This window comes from Ramlibacter albus, assembly GCF_014297445.1.
GTDB classification, from domain to species: domain Bacteria; phylum Pseudomonadota; class Gammaproteobacteria; order Burkholderiales; family Burkholderiaceae_C; genus Ramlibacter; species Ramlibacter albus.
Genome location: NZ_JACORU010000002.1, coordinates 113,533 through 129,291, shown reverse-complemented (window position 1 = coordinate 129,291; position 15,759 = coordinate 113,533). Strand labels below are relative to the sequence as shown.

Here is a 15,759-nt window from a genome sequence, read left to right as displayed (position 1 = left end):
GCTAGTACAGGATGGGCAGCACGCCCCAAGGCAGCGGCACGCGCAGCAGCTTGTAGAAGGCGAAGTGGATGGCGAGTGCTGCGATCACCGCCACCAGCACGGAGCGGCCGACGGGCATGCGCAGGATGCAGAAGAGGCCCGTGAGCACGAACACGGCGCAAGGCAGGAAGCCGAGCTTGTTCGCGGCGAGGATGTAGAACGCGGTGCCGACGATCACGGCCGCGAAGCCGAGCACGTGGCGCGGCGAGCGCACCCAGTCGTCCCATTGCAGCCAGGGCTGCGTGACGCGCCCGCGCCAGCCCTGCACCACGAGCACGAGGCCCGTCACGCAAAGGCCGACGGCGATCAGCCCCGGGAACAGCGCAGGGCCGACCGGCTGGCCGGGGATCTTGGGGAAGCCCTGCACGCCCAGCAGCACGGCGGCGCCGAGCGCGAAGACGAGCAGCCCGAAAACCGCGTCGTTGAGTTTCACCTTACTTCGCGATGCCCACGGCCTTCATCGTCGCGCCGAGGTCGGCGTCGGCCTTGGCCATGAACTTCGCGAAGTCGTCGGGCCCCGCGTAGATCACGCCGAAGCCGCGGCTGGCCATGAAGTCGTTGTACTCCTTGCTCGCGGCGATCTTGCGGATCGCACCGGCGAGCTTGTCGCGCACGTCGGCGGGGATGCCCTTCGGCGCGACGATGCCGCGCCACGCGGCCATCTGCCAGTCGCTGCCGGTGGCGGCCTTCAGCGTCGGCACGTTGGGGTACAGCGACGCGGGCTTGTCTGCCATGACCGCGAGGCTCTTGACCTTGCCCGCGTCGATGAGCGAGCGCGCTTCGGGCAGCGACACCGGCGCGATCTCCACGCCGCCGGCCACCATGTCCTGCAGGCCGGGCGCGGCGCCGTTGCTCGGTACCCAGGGGACGGCTGCGGGGTCGATCTTCTGGTCACGCAGCAGGCCCGCGATGGCCAGGTGCCAGATGCCGCCCTGCCCCGTGCCCGAGGCCTTGAGCTTGCCGGGGTTCGCCTTGATCGCGGCCAGCAGCTCCTGCACGTTCTTGTACGGCGCGTCGGCGCGCACCTGGATGCCCGCCGGGTCCGCGTTCACCAGGCCGATCGGCGTGTACGACGCACCCGTGAGCTCCGTGAGGCCCTGCCAGTGCATCATCGCGATCTCCACCGTGGCCATGCCGATCGTGTAGCCGTCCGGCGCGGCGGAAGCGATGGCCGCGTGGCCCACCACGCCGTTGCCGCCGGTGCGGTTGACCACGTTCACGGGCTGGCCCATTTCCTTTTCGAGCAGGCTGCCGATGATGCGCGCCGTCGCATCGGTCCCGCCGCCCGCGCCCCACGGCACGATCAGCGTGATGGGCCGCGCGGGATAGTTCTGCGCCAGGGCCCCGAATGCGGCGCCGGCCAGCGCGAGCGCGGCCACGGCGGACTTGATGAGCGTGCGACGAAACGGCATCTCTGTCTCCTGCTGAGTTGTCAGACAACTCAGCCAATTTACCTGTGCGTGGCTCGGCAGGGACTAGGGGGAACCCGCCTACAGCCTGGGGGCTGTTGTCCGACATGACGTGGCAGCCGGCGTCCCTAGATTGGTTGTGTGGCCCGCATCGGGCGGGCCAATGCAACCCAAAGGAGACCTCATGGCACAGCAGGACCAGAACCGTCAACAACAACAGGATCGCCAGCAGGAGCAGCAGCGCCAGCAGGGTGGCGGCTCCCAGCAAGGCGGCTCGCAGCAGAGCGGCTCGCAGCAGTCCGGCTCGCAGCAGGACCAGCAGCGCCAGCAAGACCAGCAGCGCCAGGACCGTCGCTGATCGTTCGTGCACTCGAAAACAGCGGGGCTGCGGCCCCGCTTTTCTTTTTGCCCACACAATCGCGCCGATGAGCCCCACCGACGTCCTCGACTTCTGGCGCGCCGCCGGCCGCGAACGCTGGTTCCGCAAGGACGATGCTTTCGACACCGAGTTCCGCTCGCGTTTCCTTTCGGCGCATGAAGCGCCCGCGCGAGGTGAACTCGATGCGTGGCAGTCGAGCGCCGAAGGCGCCCTCGCCCTCCTCATCCTGCTGGACCAGTTCCCGCGCAACTGCTTTCGCGCGACCCCGCGCATGTACGCGACCGACGCGAAGGCGCGCGAAGTTGCGCGTGCTGCGGTCGCTGCGGGGTTCGACAAGCAGGTCGAGCAGCAGCTGCGCGGCTTCCTCTACCTGCCCTTCATGCATTCGGAGTCGCTGGCGGACCACGACCTGAGCGTGCAGCTGAACGAAGCCGTGGGTGGCGAGCCGCTGCGCTACGCGAAGCACCACCGCGCCATCATCGAGCGCTTCGGCCGCTTCCCGCACCGCAACGCGATCCTCGGGCGCGCGAACACGCCCGAAGAGGAGACCTTCCTGCAGGAAGGCGGCTTCGCCGGTTAGGTCAGGCCCAGCCCCGCGAAGGTGCTCAGGTCCGCGGCGCCGCGTGCGGGCGCCGGCGTGATCAGCGCCTGCGCCATGCGCGAGTCGTGGAAGAACTCCTCGGTGAGCAGGCAGCCGGCGGCCTCGTCATGGAGCTCCTTGTGCACGAGCACGTAGGTGTCGGGGGAGATGACGATGCTGCCCTTGGCTGCGCTCGCCGCCACCTTCGCGGCGCGTCCGACCTGCGCGCCGATGAGCGTGCGGCAGGCGATGCCGTTGCAGGCAAAGCTCGCGATCACCGCCTCGCCCGTGTGGACGCCGATGCGCAGGTTCGACGCGGTCGCGCCGCGCTGCAGGTCCAGCGCCATGCGCACGGCGGCGTGCGGCTCCTGGAGCACGACGACCGACGCGCCCCAGACGAACAGGTCCACCTCGCCGCCGTGCCGCGCGGCCAGGCGCTCCACTTCCGCGACGAAGCCATCGCGCTCGGGGTCGCCCCAACCGGGCATCAGCGTCGTTTCCGCGTACAGCGTCGTGACCACGGCTTCGTCGAACGTGATCGGGTCCGTGCCATGGAACACCGCGCGCCACTTTTCGGGCGTGAGGTGCGGCGACAGCTTCTCGGCCAGCGCTTCGCGCCGTGCCGAGTCGGTTTCCGTGCGGGCGGTCGTCATCCGGTCTACTCCTCCGGTTTTTATGGGTGACGTGATGAGACCACCCGGATGCAGGGAAGCGATAGGCAATTGCGACCCGGTCCTTAGGGAAATTGCCTAGGCTCAGCCGTTTGCAGGTGACAGCGCCCTGCGCGGCTTCGCGCTACAAGGCGGCCATGGCCTTGCCCTCCGCGCTTGCCTCGCAGCTCGAAAGCATCCGCCGCCAGTGCGCGGACCGCAGCCCGTGCTGGGGCGACGAGGTGCGGCACATCCCGGTGGAGCGCTACTACGACAGCGGCATCCGCGATGCGGAGGTGGAACAGCTGTTCCGCAAGCTGCCGCTCATCGCGGCGCACTCGAGCGAGCTCGCGCCGGGCCAGGCGCTGGCGCACGATGCGTACGGCGTGCCGATGCTGCTCACGCGCGATGCCGACGGCCGCGCACGCGCCTTCCTCAACGTGTGCCGGCACCGCGGCATGCGGCTCGTCCAGCATGCGCAGGCGCAGGACAAGCCGGCCATCAGTTGCCCGTACCACGGCTGGACCTATCGCCTCGACGGCACTTTGCGCCACATGCTCCACGCGGAAGCGTTCGGGCCGTGCGCTCAAGGCGAACGCGACCTCGTAGCCCTGCCTTGTGCCGAGCGACACGGGCTCGTGTGGGTGGTGCCTTCACCGGGCGCGGCCATCGACCTCGATGATTTCCTCGGCGGCCTCAACGACGAACTGCCGTTCCACGAGATCGAGTCGCTGCAGCTGTTCCGCACCATCGACGCCGAATACGCGGCCAACTGGAAACTGATCGTCGACGCTTTCCTCGAGCCGTACCACATCCGCGTGCTGCACCGGGACACGATCGCGCCTTTCTTCACCGACGGCATCACCGCCGCCGAGCGTCATGGCCCGCACATTTCGTCGCTGGTCGCGCGGCGCACGGCGCAGGAGCGGGTGGATGCGAAAGGGCCGATGCCGTCCACCACGGACGAAGTGCGCCGCCTCGCGACGCCCAGCCACGTGATCTTCCCGAACACGATCACGATCTTCCACCCGGACTACCTGAGCCTGATCACGCTCTACCCCACCGGGCCCGAGACGCTGCGCTGGACGCACCGCATGCTGGTGCCGAAGGACAAGAGCACGCCGGACTGGACACCGCACTGGGAAAAGACCTTCTCGCTCATCGAGCAGGGCGTGTTCCAGAAGGAAGACATCCACTGCGCCGTGAACATCCAGAAGGGCCTGCGCACCGGCGCGAACGCGCACCTCACCGTCGGGCGGATGGAGCAGGCCGTGGCCTGGTTCCACGACGCGGTGGCGTCGCGGCTTTGACCTTCTTCAAATCGAGCTGCACCCACGTCGGCGCATGGTCGCTCGCGTGCGGCTGGCCGCGCACCCAAGTGTCCACGCCCGCGGCCTTGAGCGCGGGCGCGAGCCGGCGATTGAGCAGCAGGTGGTCGATGCGCAGGCCGGCGTTGCGCTCCCAGTGCTTTCGGAAGTAGTCCCAGAACGTGAAGATCGCTTCCTCGGGGTGCAGCTTGCGGATGGCGTCCACCCAGCCTTGCGACAGCAGCCGCGCATAGCACTCGCGGGTTTCGGGCTGCAGCAGCGCGTCCTTGAGCCAGGAGCGCGGGTTGTAGATGTCGAAGTCGGTGGGCACGACGTTGTAGTCGCCCGCGATGACGACGGGATGGTCCGAGTCCACCAGCGGGTGCGTATGCTCGATCAACCGCTCGAACCACTTGAGCTTGTAGTCGAACTTGGGGCCGGGCTGCGGGTTGCCGTTGGGCAGGTAGAGGCAGCACACGTGCACGCCATTCACGGCCGCTTCGATCCAGCGGCTGTGGTCGTCCGACGGGTCGCCCGGCAGTTCGCGGCGCACCACGATCGGCTCATCCTTCGACAGGATCGCCACGCCGTTCCAGGAGCGCTGGCCCTTCCACACGGCGTGGTAGCCCGCGTCGCGAATCTCCGCGGCGGGAAAGCCTTCGTCGAGCGCCTTGAGCTCCTGCAGGCACGCGACGTCGGGCTGCTCGCGCGCCAGCCACTCCAGCAGGTTGGGCAGGCGTGTCTTGATGCCGTTGACGTTGAAGGTGGCGATCTTCATGGCTGGGGCATGCTACGCCCCCTGGCCCCGCCTTGCCTTTGCCAGCCGCTTGCGGCTGAACGCCTCGGCGCCGCCGCTGCCACCACCGTCGGGGAAGTCGTGTGCATCGAGGCGGCCGCGCCTGGGCTTCAGCGGCGCTTCGATGATCGCGCTCGCGCTGTTCTCGCCATGGTCGGGCTTGGCCGGCGCGGAGCGCGTCTGGAAATCGCCCAGCTGCGCGCGCGTGGGGCTCGTGTCTTTCCGGTTGCTCATGCGGCCAGCTTAGGCAGACACTGTGCGCGGGGATGTCGGACGCCGCCGCGCGAACCTGCCCCACGGCCGAGACTCCAACCAGCCATGTTGCCGCGCATCGCCCTGCTCTCGCTGCTCGCCTTCGCATCGATCGCGAATGCGCAGGACCCGTTGAAGTCGCCCGAGTGCACGGCCGCACTCGCGCAGCTCGAATCGGCGCGCGCCGCGAATTCCCCGAATGTCGAGACCGTGCGACGCGCCGCTTCGAACGCCTGCTTCGGAGTGCCCGCCGCATCCGCGCGTCCGTCGCGTTCGGTGCAGGCGCCCATTCGCGTGCCGCCACCGGTCATCGAAGTGAAACCGCGTGCGCCCCTGCCGCCGATCCCGACGCTGCCGCCCCCGGTCCCGATCGAACGCGGGCCGACGATCTCGTCGTGCGACGCGGCGGGCTGCTGGGTCAACAACGGCAATCGCCTGCAGCACGTCACGCCCAACCTGATGGCGCCGTACGGGCTGTGCGGCATCGCGCCGGGCGCGGCCGGTTGCCCCTAGCGACTATGATTGCGCCCAGTCAAGGACAAAAGGAACCTGAACATGGGCAACAAACTCGTCACCGAAGCCGACCGCAAGCGCGCCGCCGTCTCCCGCACCCAGGAGGGCTACACGATCGCCCGCCAGGGCGGCGGCCAGAAGATCAGCCGCGCGCGTGGCGTCGCCACCCGCACCAAGAAGAACCCCGGCAAGCGCGCCCACAAGGGCGGGCATTAAGCCGCCACCAGTTCCTTCTCGCGAACGCTCGCGGCGCGCGCCGGATGGCCCATCACGGCCATCCTGTTGCCTTCGCTGTCGCGAAACCAGGCGGTCGATCCTTCCCGCTCCACTTGCAGCCCGCGGCTGTGCAGCCAGGTCACGACCTCATCGAGGTCATCGACTTGCCAGAATGCGCATGAGCCTGTGCCGGCCGCGGCCGACTGCAGCATGAGGCAGGTCGTGCCCTTGCCGCACGGGAAGCTCAGCGCGGGGCCCACGGGCGTCGCGGGGCCGAGGTCCAGCGTGTCTTCGTAGAAGCGGCGCGCCCGCTCCAGGTTGCTCACGGGTACGGTGGCATAGAACGGCGCGGACTTCAGCATGTGTGGTTTCTCCCTGTGGCGCGACTATCGCGGGGCGCGCCCGCACGGCAAGTAGGACGACACCGCTCGTTACGCGGGGATACCCCTTGCGAGCGCTTTCACGTGCTGTCTTGCACGTCCTACACCTTGTCGACGGCCCCTGCCCTACGGTGAGGCCATGGCAGCCCCCACCAGCTCACGCACGCTCTGGAAAGGCGCGATCAGCTTCGGCCTCGTGCACATCCCCGTCACCCTCCACTCCGCGACCGCGGAGAACCGCATGAAGTTCAACCTCCTGAACAAGGAGACGATGACGCGCGTGGGCAACCGGCAGGTCGACAAGTCCACCGGCGAGTCGATGCAGAAGGAAGAGATCGTCAAGGGCTTCGAGGTGGAGAAGGACCAGTACGTCGTGCTCTCGCCCGACGAGATCAAGGCGGCGCTGCCGAAGTCCACGCAGACGATCGACATCGAAGCGTTCGTGGACGCGGAGCAGATCCCCACGGTCTTCATGCACAAGCCGTATTACGTGGCGCCCGCGGGGCGCGCGGGGCAGAAGCCTTTCGCGCTGCTGCGCGAGACGCTGCGCCGCTCGGGCAAGGCCGGCATCGCCAAGGTCGTCATTTCCACCAAGCAGCACCTCGCCGCGCTGATGCCTTCGGGCAACGGCCTCGTGCTGAACCTGCTGCGCTGGGAAGACGAAGTGCGCGACACCGCCGGCCTCACGTGGCCCGGTGAAGACGTCACGGTGAGCGCGGCGGAACTGAAGATGGCGGAGCAACTCGTCGAAGCGATGGCCGGCGACTGGCAGCCGGACCTCTTCCACGACGAGTTCCGCGAGAAGCTGATGGCGCTGGTGGACCAGAAGGCACGCGAAGGCGGCTTGAAGCAGGTGGTGCCACTGCCGGGCGAGGAAGTGGGTGCGGCGAGCGCGGAGGTCATCGACCTCACCGAGCTGCTCAAGCGCAGCCTGCGCGGCAAGTCCGCTGCTGCGGCGCCTGCGCCGGCGGCGAAGAAGTCCGCGGCGCGCCGCGAAACGGCTGCCAATGACGAAGCCGAAGCGCCCGTGCGCAAGGCCGCGGCCCGCAAGGCGCCGGCCACCTCTCGCACGAGCGTCAAGGCACCCGCGAGGCGCGCACGATGAAGCGGATCTCCCGCAACCTGGCCTACTTCGCCGCCACGGCGTTGACGGTGACGGCGTTTGCCGTCGGCTGGCGTTACTACGACGCACTCGCCACGCATCCCGGCGACCTTGAGCAAACCACGCCCGCACCGGCGATGGCCTCGACCGCCAACAACACGGCCGTGCTCGGCTCGTACGGGGGAACGACGCCGACTCCGCAACCCTCGTCCGTGCTCTCGCTCCCCGGCTCCGGCACGGCGCTGAGTGCGAACGGGTTCCCGCGCACACCGGCACCCGCGGGCGCCGAAGTGGAAGTGGCCGCATTGCCCGGCGGCGCCGCCCTGGCCGTATGGACCCAGGACGGGCACCTGCGAGGCTCTCGCTATGCGCCCGGCGCAGGCTGGGGCGCGCCGCAGGACGTCGACACGATCCGCGGGGAGCCGAGCGACCTCGAGCTGGCCGCCAACGCCAATGGCGAGGCGATGGCGGTGTGGCGCCACACGCTGGGCGAGATCCAGAGCCTGCGTTACGCGCGCTGGCAGCCGGCGAGCGGCTGGAGCCCGCCGGAAGTCATCCCCGGCGTGCTGCCGCGGCGCCTGAACTCCGCCGTCCGGCCGAAACTGGTGATGGACAACGAAGGCAACGTGACCTTGCAATGGCCCAGCGGTTTCGGCGGCACGAGCGCGCAGGTCACGCGCTACGAGGCCGGGCGCGGCTGGTCCGCGCCGCAGGACGTGGCAGCGCGGTAGAAGCCTTCGCAGGCGCGGCGGCGCCGGCGGCTTTCGCGCGCGCCTGTTCAGCTTCGGCGACGAGCCAATCCCGGAAGTCCCGCGCATCCGCGTTCGCCTCCGCACGCTTCGAGAGCGTCACGAAATAACCTCGCCGCGAAAAGGCCGCGCCCCGGAACGGCGCGACAAGCCGCCCCTCCTTCACGAGGTCCGCCAGCAACGGCAGCCGACCGATCACGATCCCCTGCCCCGCCACCGCGGCGCCCACGGCATCGGCGTACTGCGTGAAGCGCATGCTCTGCGCCATCTGCACGCCTTCCAGCCCCATCAGCCGGAACCACGGCTCCCAATCGACCGTCAGCGCCTCGCCGCCCGGCATCTCCACCGCGAGCAGCGTGTGGTGCACCATGTCCGCAGGCGTCTTCAGCGGGCGCCGAGGGTCGCGCAGCAGCGCCGGCGAGCACATCGGCTGCACCTCTTCCTCGAACAGCTGCGGCCCGACGCCCACGCTCGCGGCCACGAAGCGCACCGCGACGTCGATGTGGCTGCGCTCCAGGTCCAGCATCTCCGACGTGGCGGAGATGCGCACGTCCACCTGCGGATGCGACGCCGTGAAGCGCGCCAGCCGCGGGATGAGCCACAGCGACGCAAAGCCCGCCGTGCACGTGATCGCCACCTGCCGCATCGGCGTGGCGGTGCGCACGCGCGCCGCCGCGTCGTTCAGCCGCTCCAGGCTGTCGTTCACCGCGCGCTGCATCACGGCACCCGCCTCGGTCAGCACGAGGGAGCGGTGCCTGCGCTCGAAGAGCGGCGTGCCCAGGGCCGCTTCGAGCTGCTGGATCTGCCGGCTGACCGCCGACTGCGACAGGAACAGCTCCGCCCCCGCCTCGGTGAAGCTCAGCCGCCGCGCCGCGGCCTCGAACGCGGGCAGCAGCTCCAGCGGCAGGCGCTGCGAGCGGGGCAGCTTCACATTCCTGTCTTGCATGCGAAGGATTCCGGATTTGCGTTTGTCAGGTGAGCCAGCGGCGAGCATAGTCATTTGCACCACGCATGCAAAGAGGCACCCCCATGAACCGCCAGCTGCTCAACTTCGGCCCCCGCGGCCTGCACGCCCTCACGGAAAGCGTCGACACGCTCATCACCTGCACCCGCGGCAGCGTGTGGGTCACCCTGGACGACGACGTACGCGACTACGTGCTGGAGACCGGCGACACCTTCCGCGCGCCGGCTGGCCGCCGCACGGTGGTGTACGCCTTCGAGGTCTCCGTCGTGGCACTGCAACCTGCAGATCCACGGGCCGTGCGTACCCCATCGGTTGGCGCGGTGCGGACAACGGCTCAGGTCGCGGTCTGACAGGCAGGCCACGCCGGGCTGCGCAGAATCTCCTCACGTTCAAACCGTAAGGGAGATAGCTATGCGCAACGTCAGCATCGTCATTGCCGGCCTCGTGGCCGCCGGTTCCGTGGCCCTGGTGGGCTGCGATGTCAAGAAGACGCAGGAGGGCAACCTCGAAGTGCCGAAGTACGAGGTCTCGAAGACCAAGGAAGGCGACGTCACCCTGCCCAAGTACGACGTCACCCCGCCCAGCGTCGACGTGAAGACGAAGGAGGCCGAGGTCCTGGTGCCGAAGGTCGGCGTCAAGGAAGAAACGATCAAGGTGCCGAGCGTCGACATCAAGACCGGCAAGGAAAAGAACGAAGAGAAGCAGGCCGCGGCGCCTGCCGACGCGGCCAAGAAATAAGCCGCGCCGCCATGGAGAAGCCGGCCCGCGGGCCGGTTTTTTCATGGCGAGTTCACTTGAGCAGCCGCCTCGCGAGCTTCATCAGCAGCATGGGGTTGCGGTGGTTGATCTGGAAGGAGTTGTCCGCGGTCATGCGGATGCCTTCCTCGACGAAGATGTGCCGCGTGGCGCGCAGCCGGTGCGTGCCCTCGAGCGCCCGCGTGGCCTCCTCGAGGGCCTGCACCACGAGCTCGTGGGTCTCGCGCGGCAGGACCACGGTGTCGGCTTCTCGTTGTGTCCTCGGGTCCGTCATGCGGCCAGTGTGCCGCCGGGGTGTGCGCGCCGCTGTCGGTGCGGCGCGCGCGCGCGCTCAGGAGCGCGCCTACCCTCCCGCTGCTTCAGCGCGCCTGGCGCAGGAAGCGCCGCACGTTGTCCGGGTCGTGGCCCACGTAGGTCACGGCGTGTTCCAGCTGCTCCTCGCTGCAGCCCAGCCACTTGCACCAGTTGCGGCGCTCCCAGTCCGGCTCCAGGTGGATCAGGGTCTCTTCGGCGCCATGCTTGTTCAGGTCTTCGGACATGGTGTCGTCCTCCTTGATGGAATGTCTTCAGGTTAGGACCCGCGCCAGCGCGGCGCCGCAGGAAAACGCGGCCTTGCGCGGTGAGACAGCCATTCGCGCGGCTGTAGGGGCGCGCGATGCCCGCGCCATCCCTCTCCTGCGGCCACTGTCGGGCCGCTCCGACAGCGCCGGTGCAAGCTGCGCAGTAACGTGGTCACAGTCAGGCAAACCAGGAGCATGCAATGCTGCGCAAACTGATCACCATGGCCGCGACCGCGGCGCTCGGCAAGAAGGCCTACGACGCCTGGAAGAACCGGCAGACCGAGGAAGAGCGCAAGGAGCTCGAAGCCATGGCGGCCGGCATCCAGCCGCAGTCCGACAGCTCGCAAGTCAAGCCGGCTCGCAAGGGCGGCAGCGGCCGCCGGAGCAAGCGCAGCGACGGCCCCAGCGCCGATTGAGGCCCTCTGGGGCCGCCTGACGGACGGCATATTGCCGCGCGGTAAACGCGCCGGGCGCCCTGTGCCGACCGGCTAAGATGCCGGATGCTCAAGAAATCCTTGCTCATCCTGGCGCTCGCGGCCGTCTCCTTCGGCGCGCAAGCACAATCGGCCTCCAAGAAGGCCCTCATCGACCGCATCCTGAAGGCGCAGCAGCCCGGCATCGAAGCCATGGCGCAGCAGCTCGCCGAAGAACCCGCCATCGAACTGCAGATGCGCGCGGCCGAAGCCCTGCCCCAGCGCGTCGCGCAGGACAAGCAGCAGGCCGTGGCCAAGGAAATCGAGGCGGACCTGAAGAAGTACGCCGAGGAAGTGGTGCCCGTCGTGCGCGCCCAGGCCGTGAAGCTCGCGCCGTCCACCGTCGGCACCGTCCTGGACCAGAAGTTCAGCGAGGACGAGCTCAAGCAGCTCGCCGGCATCATCGAATCGCCCACCTACAAGAAGTTCCAGCAGGTCGGCGGCGAGATGCAGAAGGTGCTGACCGAGAAGCTCGTGGCCGAGACGCGTGCCTCGGTGACGCCGAAGGTCAAGGCGCTCGAAGAGTCGATCAGCAAGCGCCTGGGCGTGACCCCGGCGAAGTAACGGCTGTCACCCCGGGCTGGACCCGGGGTCCATCGTGGCCGGCGCAGTGCCGTTGAGGCCCACCTTGGTGTTGAAGCTGAACATCGCGGCCTCGAAGCTGCGGATCTCCTCCAGCGCTTCGCGCAGGCTCATCTCCCCCGCTTCCATCAGCTTGCCGGCCAGGTGCTCGGTCAGCGGCTTCAGGCGCGAGAGCGTCGCCTTGGTCTCGCCGTAGAGGCGCTCGCTTTGCATCTCCATGATGGCCTTGGTCTCGTCGTCGACGGACCGGGCGTTGCCTTCGGCCGCCAGCGCGCCGAAGTTCAGGCGCGTCTTGCGGTACATGCCCATCTCGGCCACCGCGTGGTGCAGCAGCTTGGTGACGCGCGTGATGTCGTTGTGGGCGCCGTTGGTGGTGCCCTCCTCGCCGAAGAACAGCTCCTCGTTGGCCATGCCGCCCAGCAGCACGCGCACGTCGTGCTCGATGTCGGACTTGGTCTTCAGCAGGTTCGCGCCCTGCTTGTGGAACACGAAGCCCAGCGCGTTGTTGCGCGGGTTGGCCTTCAGCGAGATCTTCAGCGTCTTCATGTCAGCCAGGATCTGGTCCCAGTCGCCGCCGCACTTCCTGCGCTCCTGCTCGAAGTCGACGAGGAAGTGGCCCCACTCGTGGATGGCGATGATGCGCCGGTCGCGCTCGCGCTCCTTGGTGGTGTTGGTGTTGACGTTGCCCACCAGCACGCGCTCGGCGGCCTGGAACAGCGTGGCGTCGGAGATCAGCTCGCCCGACTGCACCGCGGTGATGCCGGCCTGGTTGACGATGGTCTCCAGGTCCGCCGGGCTGCGGCCCTCCGTCACTTCCACGAGGTGGCGCAGGTCGAGCTCGGGCTCCACCTTGTCGGCACGCTGCGCGAGGTAGTGCTGGATGATGGCCTCGCGCTCTTCCTTGTTGGGCAGGCGGAAGTCCACCTTCATCTGGAAGCGGCGCAGCATGGCTTCGTCCATCTGCATCGATTCGCTGTTGAAGTTGGACGCGACGATCCAGATGATCTCGCCCTCGGTCTTGGTGCGCACGCCGTCGAGGATGGCCAGCAGCATGTTCTGCGTGTCGTCGTCGAACTTGCGGTGGCCGCCGCGCTTCATGAACAGGTCTTGCGCCTCGTCGAGGAACACGATGCACTTCTTGCGGCGCTTGGCCATCGCGGAGATGCGGCCCAGGGTATTGGAGCCGCCGGCGACGTAGCCGGTCTCGAGATTGGCCGCGGAGTGGAACAGGATCGGCAGGCCCAGCTCCTTGGCGAGGTAGCTCGCCAGCTTGGTCTTGCCGGTGCCCGCGGGGCCGCTGAACATCACGTTGAAGGGCTTGCTGATGCCGTACGCCGCGTACTCGGCGCGCCGCTCGTACTGGTCCTTGATCTGGAAGACCTCGGCCTTGATGTCGTCCATGCCCACGAGGTCGTCGAGCGAGCCCTGCACCTGCGCGGGTTCGATGAACTTCAGCGACTTGAACTGGCCCTTGAGCTGGAACGCGAGGAAGCCGAGCAGGCCGATCGTGAGCGCCGCCGACAGCACGCCGGAGACGCCGGCCTTCCAGCCGTCCTTCTCGCTTTGCGGGCGGGCGCTGCCGAAGCGCTCGTCGAGGCGCTCGAGCATCTGCAGGCTCTTTTCGGAGAGCTCCTGGCGCGGCACGAACACCATCTTGGCGCCCCAGGGCGCGGTGACGGCGCGGTCCGTGAAGATCTTGGTCTCCATATCGCTCGGGTAGTAGGCGTACTGCCGGCCCTGCGACTCGATCAGGATGATGCGCTCGGAGATGTTCCACATCAGCGGCTTGTAGACCACGGTGATGCGGTCCACCGGCTTCGTCTCGAGGAAGCCGAGCACCGAGCCGCTGCCGAACACCACCGGCAGCTTGTCGTTGAGGGTCCACAGCGCTTCGCTGCCGGCGTCCGTGTTCGCCATCTGCGCCAGTTGTTCGGCGACGGCGGCCTGCTTCTGGTAGAGGCGGAACGAGTACATGCCGGTGGCGGGGATCATGACGGCCACGGCAACCAGCATCGCCTTGACGAACAGGGACTGGATGCTGAACCAGTCGGACAGGCGCGCGCCGACCTTCTTCAGCGCCAGCCAGGGGTTGGCGGCGGAGGAGGCGGGTGCGGCTTCGGCGTTGTCCTTGGACGTGGACAGATCGGACATGGTTTTCCTGTGGGTGCTGGGCGCCGGAAACAAAGCCGCCGCCGTGTCGGATGCATCCTACAGAGTCGCGCTTTTCAACGCGAGTTCCGTGGTCAATTGGAGGCACCCGCCCAGAGGCGCGCGTGACAAATTCACGCGCCTTGACGCAGGGTTTTCAGGGATCGGCGGAAGCGACGTTCGTCGCCGGGGACTTACGGGAACCTGTCGAACGCGGCACACTCCAACGGATTGGCCGGGTTTCTTTTCAAGTTTCTTTCCCGGCTGCTTGTCCCTCGGCCCGCAAGACCGAGGGATTTTTTATGGCGGCGTGGATTCCGCCCAGCCACATGAGCGCCGCGCGCTCGGACGCGAAAAGAACCACCTTCGCCTGCAGCGGGTCCTGCCGCGCCTCCAGGTCCACCATCTCCACGGGCGCGAGCAGCGCGACGCGCATCGACGGCGGCAGCGCCCGCCGCAGCCGGTCGCATACCAGGAACTTGCCGTGGGCGTGGGGCGAGCGCGTGAGGCGGCGCAGGTCGATCAGCACGTCGTCGACGTCCTCCCGCATGGCCGCGGCCTTGACCTGGTAGGCCAGGTTCAGCGCGTCGTTGTACCGCCATTGCCCCTGCACTTCGAAGCGCAGGTGCCGGTCCTCGATCCGGGTGGAAACGATCAGGTTCATCGCCCGGCGAGATTGCCACCGGGCGCGGGCACGCGGCGTAAGACGATTTCTCGTCTTCGTCATGGATGAGCTGCAGGGTCCAGCCGTGTGACAAACCCCCAGCCACCGCCGAGCTCGCTCACCGCCAGCACCAGCTCGTTGCGCCCCTTGCGCAGCGGCAGGTACACCGCATCGTTCTCCGCATCCACGATCCCGAGGAAGCCGGGGTCGCGGAAGTACTGCGCGCTGCGCCCGCGCCAGAGGATGCGGCCGTTGAGGAACACGCGGACGTCGTCGCTGTAGCCGATGTCGAGCCGCCGCACTTCGGCGCGTTGCGCGTCGATGGTCGTTCGTGCATAGACCACCTGCATGCCCTTCTGCGGCTCGAGGCGCTTGCTGGCGTCGTTGGCGAAGCTCACGGGCAGGTGCGGCGCGGCCCGGTAGCGGTAAAGCGCGACCAGCCCCGGCGGCTCGGCTTGAACGGCCTGCCATTGCATGCGCGCAGCCTCCGGGCGCGCGAGGGGCTGGTCGAGGTCGCGCGCCAGCGCATCGAGCGACGGCGAGATTTCCCAGCGCTCGATCGCTCCCGGCGGCATCGGCGGCAGGCGCCGCTGCCACGGCGTGTCCGGCGTGGGGCGGATTTCGACATTGGCGAAGCAGGTGGCGCCGGTGAGGACCGCCAGGCCGACCTCGCCGCGCTCGCGCCCGCTCTTGAGGTCGGGCATCACGAGCACGGGCTTGTCCATTTCCTTGACGAACAGCCGGGCCTGCGCGCCGCTCACTTCGAGCCGCATGCGGAACCAGGTGTCCAGCGGGATGTCCACCGGCCCGATGAAGCCGGGCCCACTGTAGAGCTGCCAGTTCAGGCCGCTGCCGAGCACCGGCGTGTACTGCATCGCGTCGGGCAGGCCGCTCTTGTGCTGGCGCAGGTACACCCATTCGCCGTTGTCGCCCTTGGTGTCCATGCGGAACTGGAAGCCGAAGAAGCCGCGGCGCGCGGACGTGTGGACATCCGCCTCGATCACCCCGTCGCGCAACTCGAAGTCCTTCACGGCGGCCGCTGCGCCATTGAGCATCAGGCAGGGCCGGCCGCCGGCTTCGGCGACTTTCGCGTTGCCTTCGAGCTGCCAGCGCGGCGAATCCGGCGGCAGCGCGATCGCCTGCGCCAAGGATGCTGCGCACGCGAACTGCGCGGCCAGCAGCAGGATGGTCTTCTTCTCCATGGGCACCCCCGGTCGGTGCCCGTTATACGGGCCAGCCG

At 68.3% G+C, this 15,759-nt stretch carries 23 protein-coding genes; 11 read left to right on the top strand and 12 right to left on the bottom strand.

Annotated elements, in window-relative coordinates; all coding sequences use genetic code 11:
• Nucleotide 1: 1 nt before the first annotated feature.
• Together H8R02_RS07470 and H8R02_RS07465 are read right to left on the bottom strand one after the other, a co-directional pair.
• Nucleotides 2-472: a tripartite tricarboxylate transporter TctB family protein gene (locus H8R02_RS07470; RefSeq protein ID WP_187080760.1), complete on the bottom strand. Its 471-nt coding sequence runs from the start codon at nucleotides 470-472 to the stop codon at nucleotides 2-4.
• 1 nt (nucleotide 473) lies between these two features.
• Nucleotides 474-1,451 carry a tripartite tricarboxylate transporter substrate binding protein gene (locus H8R02_RS07465; RefSeq protein WP_187080759.1) on the bottom strand — a complete coding sequence of 326 codons (978 nt, stop codon included), beginning with the start codon at nucleotides 1,449-1,451 and terminating at the stop codon, nucleotides 474-476.
• Nucleotides 1,452-1,632: 181 nt separating this feature from the next.
• Between H8R02_RS07465 and H8R02_RS07460 the strand changes: the two genes are divergently transcribed.
• Nucleotides 1,633-1,806 carry a hypothetical protein gene (locus H8R02_RS07460; protein ID WP_187080758.1) on the top strand — a complete coding sequence of 58 codons (174 nt, stop codon included), beginning with the start codon at nucleotides 1,633-1,635 and terminating at the stop codon, nucleotides 1,804-1,806.
• A 67-nt stretch (nucleotides 1,807-1,873) separates the two neighbouring features.
• Nucleotides 1,874-2,407 carry a DUF924 family protein gene (locus H8R02_RS07455; RefSeq protein WP_187080757.1) on the top strand — a complete coding sequence of 178 codons (534 nt, stop codon included), beginning with the start codon at nucleotides 1,874-1,876 and terminating at the stop codon, nucleotides 2,405-2,407.
• Here the strand turns inward: H8R02_RS07455 and H8R02_RS07450 are convergent.
• Nucleotides 2,404-3,060 carry a nucleotidyl cyclase domain-containing protein gene (locus tag H8R02_RS07450; protein ID WP_187080756.1) on the bottom strand — a complete coding sequence of 219 codons (657 nt, stop codon included), beginning with the start codon at nucleotides 3,058-3,060 and terminating at the stop codon, nucleotides 2,404-2,406. The two genes, H8R02_RS07455 and H8R02_RS07450, sit on opposite strands and share 4 nt — an antisense overlap.
• Nucleotides 3,061-3,215: 155 nt before the next feature.
• Here H8R02_RS07450 and H8R02_RS07445 point away from each other — a divergent pair, with 155 nt between their 5' ends.
• Complete coding sequence (locus H8R02_RS07445; RefSeq protein ID WP_187080755.1) at nucleotides 3,216-4,367, top strand: aromatic ring-hydroxylating oxygenase subunit alpha; 1,152 nt, start codon at nucleotides 3,216-3,218, stop codon at nucleotides 4,365-4,367.
• Here H8R02_RS07445 and xth read toward each other — a convergent pair.
• The gene (gene xth / locus H8R02_RS07440) at nucleotides 4,303-5,142 is read right to left on the bottom strand and encodes an exodeoxyribonuclease III (RefSeq protein ID WP_187080754.1); all 840 of its coding nucleotides are present in this window, start codon (nucleotides 5,140-5,142) and stop codon (nucleotides 4,303-4,305) included. The two genes, H8R02_RS07445 and xth, sit on opposite strands and share 65 nt — an antisense overlap.
• Nucleotides 5,143-5,154: 12 nt before the next feature.
• Nucleotides 5,155-5,394 (bottom strand): hypothetical protein, encoded by a 240-nt coding sequence (locus H8R02_RS07435; protein ID WP_187080753.1) that lies wholly within the window; start codon nucleotides 5,392-5,394, stop codon nucleotides 5,155-5,157.
• Nucleotides 5,395-5,478: 84 nt separating this feature from the next.
• On the opposite strand from H8R02_RS07435, the gene H8R02_RS07430 reads away from it, so the two are divergent.
• Both H8R02_RS07430 and H8R02_RS07425 read left to right on the top strand, forming a co-directional pair.
• Entirely contained in the window at nucleotides 5,479-5,925 is a 447-nt protein-coding gene (locus H8R02_RS07430; RefSeq protein WP_187080752.1) for a hypothetical protein, read from the top strand.
• 42 nt (nucleotides 5,926-5,967) lie between these two features.
• Nucleotides 5,968-6,141: a hypothetical protein gene (locus H8R02_RS07425; protein WP_187080751.1), complete on the top strand. Its 174-nt coding sequence runs from the start codon at nucleotides 5,968-5,970 to the stop codon at nucleotides 6,139-6,141.
• Here H8R02_RS07425 and H8R02_RS07420 read toward each other — a convergent pair.
• Nucleotides 6,138-6,503 carry a VOC family protein gene (locus tag H8R02_RS07420; RefSeq protein WP_187080750.1) on the bottom strand — a complete coding sequence of 122 codons (366 nt, stop codon included), beginning with the start codon at nucleotides 6,501-6,503 and terminating at the stop codon, nucleotides 6,138-6,140. The genes H8R02_RS07425 and H8R02_RS07420 overlap by 4 nt on opposite strands.
• A 157-nt stretch (nucleotides 6,504-6,660) precedes the next feature.
• Here H8R02_RS07420 and ku point away from each other — a divergent pair, with 157 nt between their 5' ends.
• Nucleotides 6,661-7,626 carry a non-homologous end joining protein Ku gene (ku, locus tag H8R02_RS07415; RefSeq protein ID WP_187080749.1) on the top strand — a complete coding sequence of 322 codons (966 nt, stop codon included), beginning with the start codon at nucleotides 6,661-6,663 and terminating at the stop codon, nucleotides 7,624-7,626.
• A complete protein-coding gene (locus tag H8R02_RS07410) occupies nucleotides 7,623-8,354 on the top strand; it encodes a hypothetical protein (RefSeq protein WP_187080748.1) in 732 nt (243 codons plus the stop codon). Before ku ends, H8R02_RS07410 begins: the two co-directional genes overlap by 4 nt.
• Here the strand turns inward: H8R02_RS07410 and H8R02_RS07405 are convergent.
• Nucleotides 8,296-9,318 (bottom strand): LysR substrate-binding domain-containing protein, encoded by a 1,023-nt coding sequence (locus tag H8R02_RS07405; protein WP_187080747.1) that lies wholly within the window; start codon nucleotides 9,316-9,318, stop codon nucleotides 8,296-8,298. The genes H8R02_RS07410 and H8R02_RS07405 overlap by 59 nt on opposite strands.
• A gap of 65 nt (nucleotides 9,319-9,383) precedes the next feature.
• Between H8R02_RS07405 and H8R02_RS07400 the strand changes: the two genes are divergently transcribed.
• Entirely contained in the window at nucleotides 9,384-9,686 is a 303-nt protein-coding gene (locus H8R02_RS07400; protein WP_187080746.1) for a DUF2917 domain-containing protein, read from the top strand.
• A 61-nt stretch (nucleotides 9,687-9,747) separates the two neighbouring features.
• Nucleotides 9,748-10,074 (top strand): hypothetical protein, encoded by a 327-nt coding sequence (locus tag H8R02_RS07395; RefSeq protein WP_187080745.1) that lies wholly within the window; start codon nucleotides 9,748-9,750, stop codon nucleotides 10,072-10,074.
• A gap of 52 nt (nucleotides 10,075-10,126) precedes the next feature.
• Here the strand turns inward: H8R02_RS07395 and H8R02_RS07390 are convergent, their stop codons facing one another.
• Nucleotides 10,127-10,366 carry a hypothetical protein gene (locus H8R02_RS07390; RefSeq protein WP_187080744.1) on the bottom strand — a complete coding sequence of 80 codons (240 nt, stop codon included), beginning with the start codon at nucleotides 10,364-10,366 and terminating at the stop codon, nucleotides 10,127-10,129.
• Nucleotides 10,367-10,451: 85 nt separating this feature from the next.
• The gene (locus H8R02_RS07385; RefSeq protein WP_187080743.1) at nucleotides 10,452-10,631 is read right to left on the bottom strand and encodes a DUF3606 domain-containing protein; all 180 of its coding nucleotides are present in this window, start codon (nucleotides 10,629-10,631) and stop codon (nucleotides 10,452-10,454) included.
• Between the two features lie 221 nt (nucleotides 10,632-10,852).
• Between H8R02_RS07385 and H8R02_RS07380 the strand changes: the two genes are divergently transcribed.
• Both H8R02_RS07380 and H8R02_RS07375 read left to right on the top strand, forming a co-directional pair.
• Nucleotides 10,853-11,068, top strand: a complete 216-nt coding sequence (locus H8R02_RS07380; protein ID WP_187080742.1) for a hypothetical protein — start codon at nucleotides 10,853-10,855, stop codon at nucleotides 11,066-11,068.
• Between the two features lie 84 nt (nucleotides 11,069-11,152).
• Nucleotides 11,153-11,689 carry a DUF2059 domain-containing protein gene (locus H8R02_RS07375; RefSeq protein ID WP_187080741.1) on the top strand — a complete coding sequence of 179 codons (537 nt, stop codon included), beginning with the start codon at nucleotides 11,153-11,155 and terminating at the stop codon, nucleotides 11,687-11,689.
• Between the two features lie 6 nt (nucleotides 11,690-11,695).
• On the opposite strand, the gene H8R02_RS07370 is transcribed toward H8R02_RS07375, so the two are convergent.
• From H8R02_RS07370 to H8R02_RS07360, 3 genes are all read right to left on the bottom strand, one after another.
• Entirely contained in the window at nucleotides 11,696-13,858 is a 2,163-nt protein-coding gene (locus H8R02_RS07370) for an AAA family ATPase (protein ID WP_187080740.1), read from the bottom strand.
• 244 nt (nucleotides 13,859-14,102) lie between these two features.
• Nucleotides 14,103-14,519 (bottom strand): hypothetical protein, encoded by a 417-nt coding sequence (locus H8R02_RS07365; RefSeq protein ID WP_187080739.1) that lies wholly within the window; start codon nucleotides 14,517-14,519, stop codon nucleotides 14,103-14,105.
• A gap of 59 nt (nucleotides 14,520-14,578) precedes the next feature.
• Nucleotides 14,579-15,721, bottom strand: coding sequence for a hypothetical protein (locus H8R02_RS07360; protein WP_187080738.1), 1,143 nt, complete (start codon nucleotides 15,719-15,721; stop codon nucleotides 14,579-14,581).
• Nucleotides 15,722-15,759: the final 38 nt, after the last annotated feature.

What these genes read in the sequence shown, in the direction of transcription:
- H8R02_RS07410 (WP_187080748.1), top strand. Translation starts at nt 7,623, where the DNA reads ATGAAGCGGATCTCCCGCAACCTGGCCTACTTCGCCGCCACGGCGTTG.
- H8R02_RS07390 (WP_187080744.1), bottom strand. Translation starts at nt 10,366, where the DNA reads ATGACGGACCCGAGGACACAACGAGAAGCCGACACCGTGGTCCTGCCG.
- H8R02_RS07460 (WP_187080758.1), top strand. Translation starts at nt 1,633, where the DNA reads ATGGCACAGCAGGACCAGAACCGTCAACAACAACAGGATCGCCAGCAG.
- H8R02_RS07375 (WP_187080741.1), top strand. Translation starts at nt 11,153, where the DNA reads ATGCTCAAGAAATCCTTGCTCATCCTGGCGCTCGCGGCCGTCTCCTTC.
- H8R02_RS07405 (WP_187080747.1), bottom strand. Translation starts at nt 9,318, where the DNA reads ATGCAAGACAGGAATGTGAAGCTGCCCCGCTCGCAGCGCCTGCCGCTG.
- H8R02_RS07450 (WP_187080756.1), bottom strand. Translation starts at nt 3,060, where the DNA reads ATGACGACCGCCCGCACGGAAACCGACTCGGCACGGCGCGAAGCGCTG.
- H8R02_RS07425 (WP_187080751.1), top strand. Translation starts at nt 5,968, where the DNA reads ATGGGCAACAAACTCGTCACCGAAGCCGACCGCAAGCGCGCCGCCGTC.
- H8R02_RS07365 (WP_187080739.1), bottom strand. Translation starts at nt 14,519, where the DNA reads ATGAACCTGATCGTTTCCACCCGGATCGAGGACCGGCACCTGCGCTTC.
- H8R02_RS07360 (WP_187080738.1), bottom strand. Translation starts at nt 15,721, where the DNA reads ATGGAGAAGAAGACCATCCTGCTGCTGGCCGCGCAGTTCGCGTGCGCA.
- xth (WP_187080754.1), bottom strand. Translation starts at nt 5,142, where the DNA reads ATGAAGATCGCCACCTTCAACGTCAACGGCATCAAGACACGCCTGCCC.
- H8R02_RS07400 (WP_187080746.1), top strand. Translation starts at nt 9,384, where the DNA reads ATGCAAAGAGGCACCCCCATGAACCGCCAGCTGCTCAACTTCGGCCCC.
- H8R02_RS07455 (WP_187080757.1), top strand. Translation starts at nt 1,874, where the DNA reads ATGAGCCCCACCGACGTCCTCGACTTCTGGCGCGCCGCCGGCCGCGAA.
- H8R02_RS07445 (WP_187080755.1), top strand. Translation starts at nt 3,216, where the DNA reads ATGGCCTTGCCCTCCGCGCTTGCCTCGCAGCTCGAAAGCATCCGCCGC.
- H8R02_RS07370 (WP_187080740.1), bottom strand. Translation starts at nt 13,858, where the DNA reads ATGTCCGATCTGTCCACGTCCAAGGACAACGCCGAAGCCGCACCCGCC.
- H8R02_RS07465 (WP_187080759.1), bottom strand. Translation starts at nt 1,451, where the DNA reads ATGCCGTTTCGTCGCACGCTCATCAAGTCCGCCGTGGCCGCGCTCGCG.
- H8R02_RS07385 (WP_187080743.1), bottom strand. Translation starts at nt 10,631, where the DNA reads ATGTCCGAAGACCTGAACAAGCATGGCGCCGAAGAGACCCTGATCCAC.
- H8R02_RS07430 (WP_187080752.1), top strand. Translation starts at nt 5,479, where the DNA reads ATGTTGCCGCGCATCGCCCTGCTCTCGCTGCTCGCCTTCGCATCGATC.
- ku (WP_187080749.1), top strand. Translation starts at nt 6,661, where the DNA reads ATGGCAGCCCCCACCAGCTCACGCACGCTCTGGAAAGGCGCGATCAGC.
- H8R02_RS07395 (WP_187080745.1), top strand. Translation starts at nt 9,748, where the DNA reads ATGCGCAACGTCAGCATCGTCATTGCCGGCCTCGTGGCCGCCGGTTCC.
- H8R02_RS07380 (WP_187080742.1), top strand. Translation starts at nt 10,853, where the DNA reads ATGCTGCGCAAACTGATCACCATGGCCGCGACCGCGGCGCTCGGCAAG.
- H8R02_RS07435 (WP_187080753.1), bottom strand. Translation starts at nt 5,394, where the DNA reads ATGAGCAACCGGAAAGACACGAGCCCCACGCGCGCGCAGCTGGGCGAT.
- H8R02_RS07420 (WP_187080750.1), bottom strand. Translation starts at nt 6,503, where the DNA reads ATGCTGAAGTCCGCGCCGTTCTATGCCACCGTACCCGTGAGCAACCTG.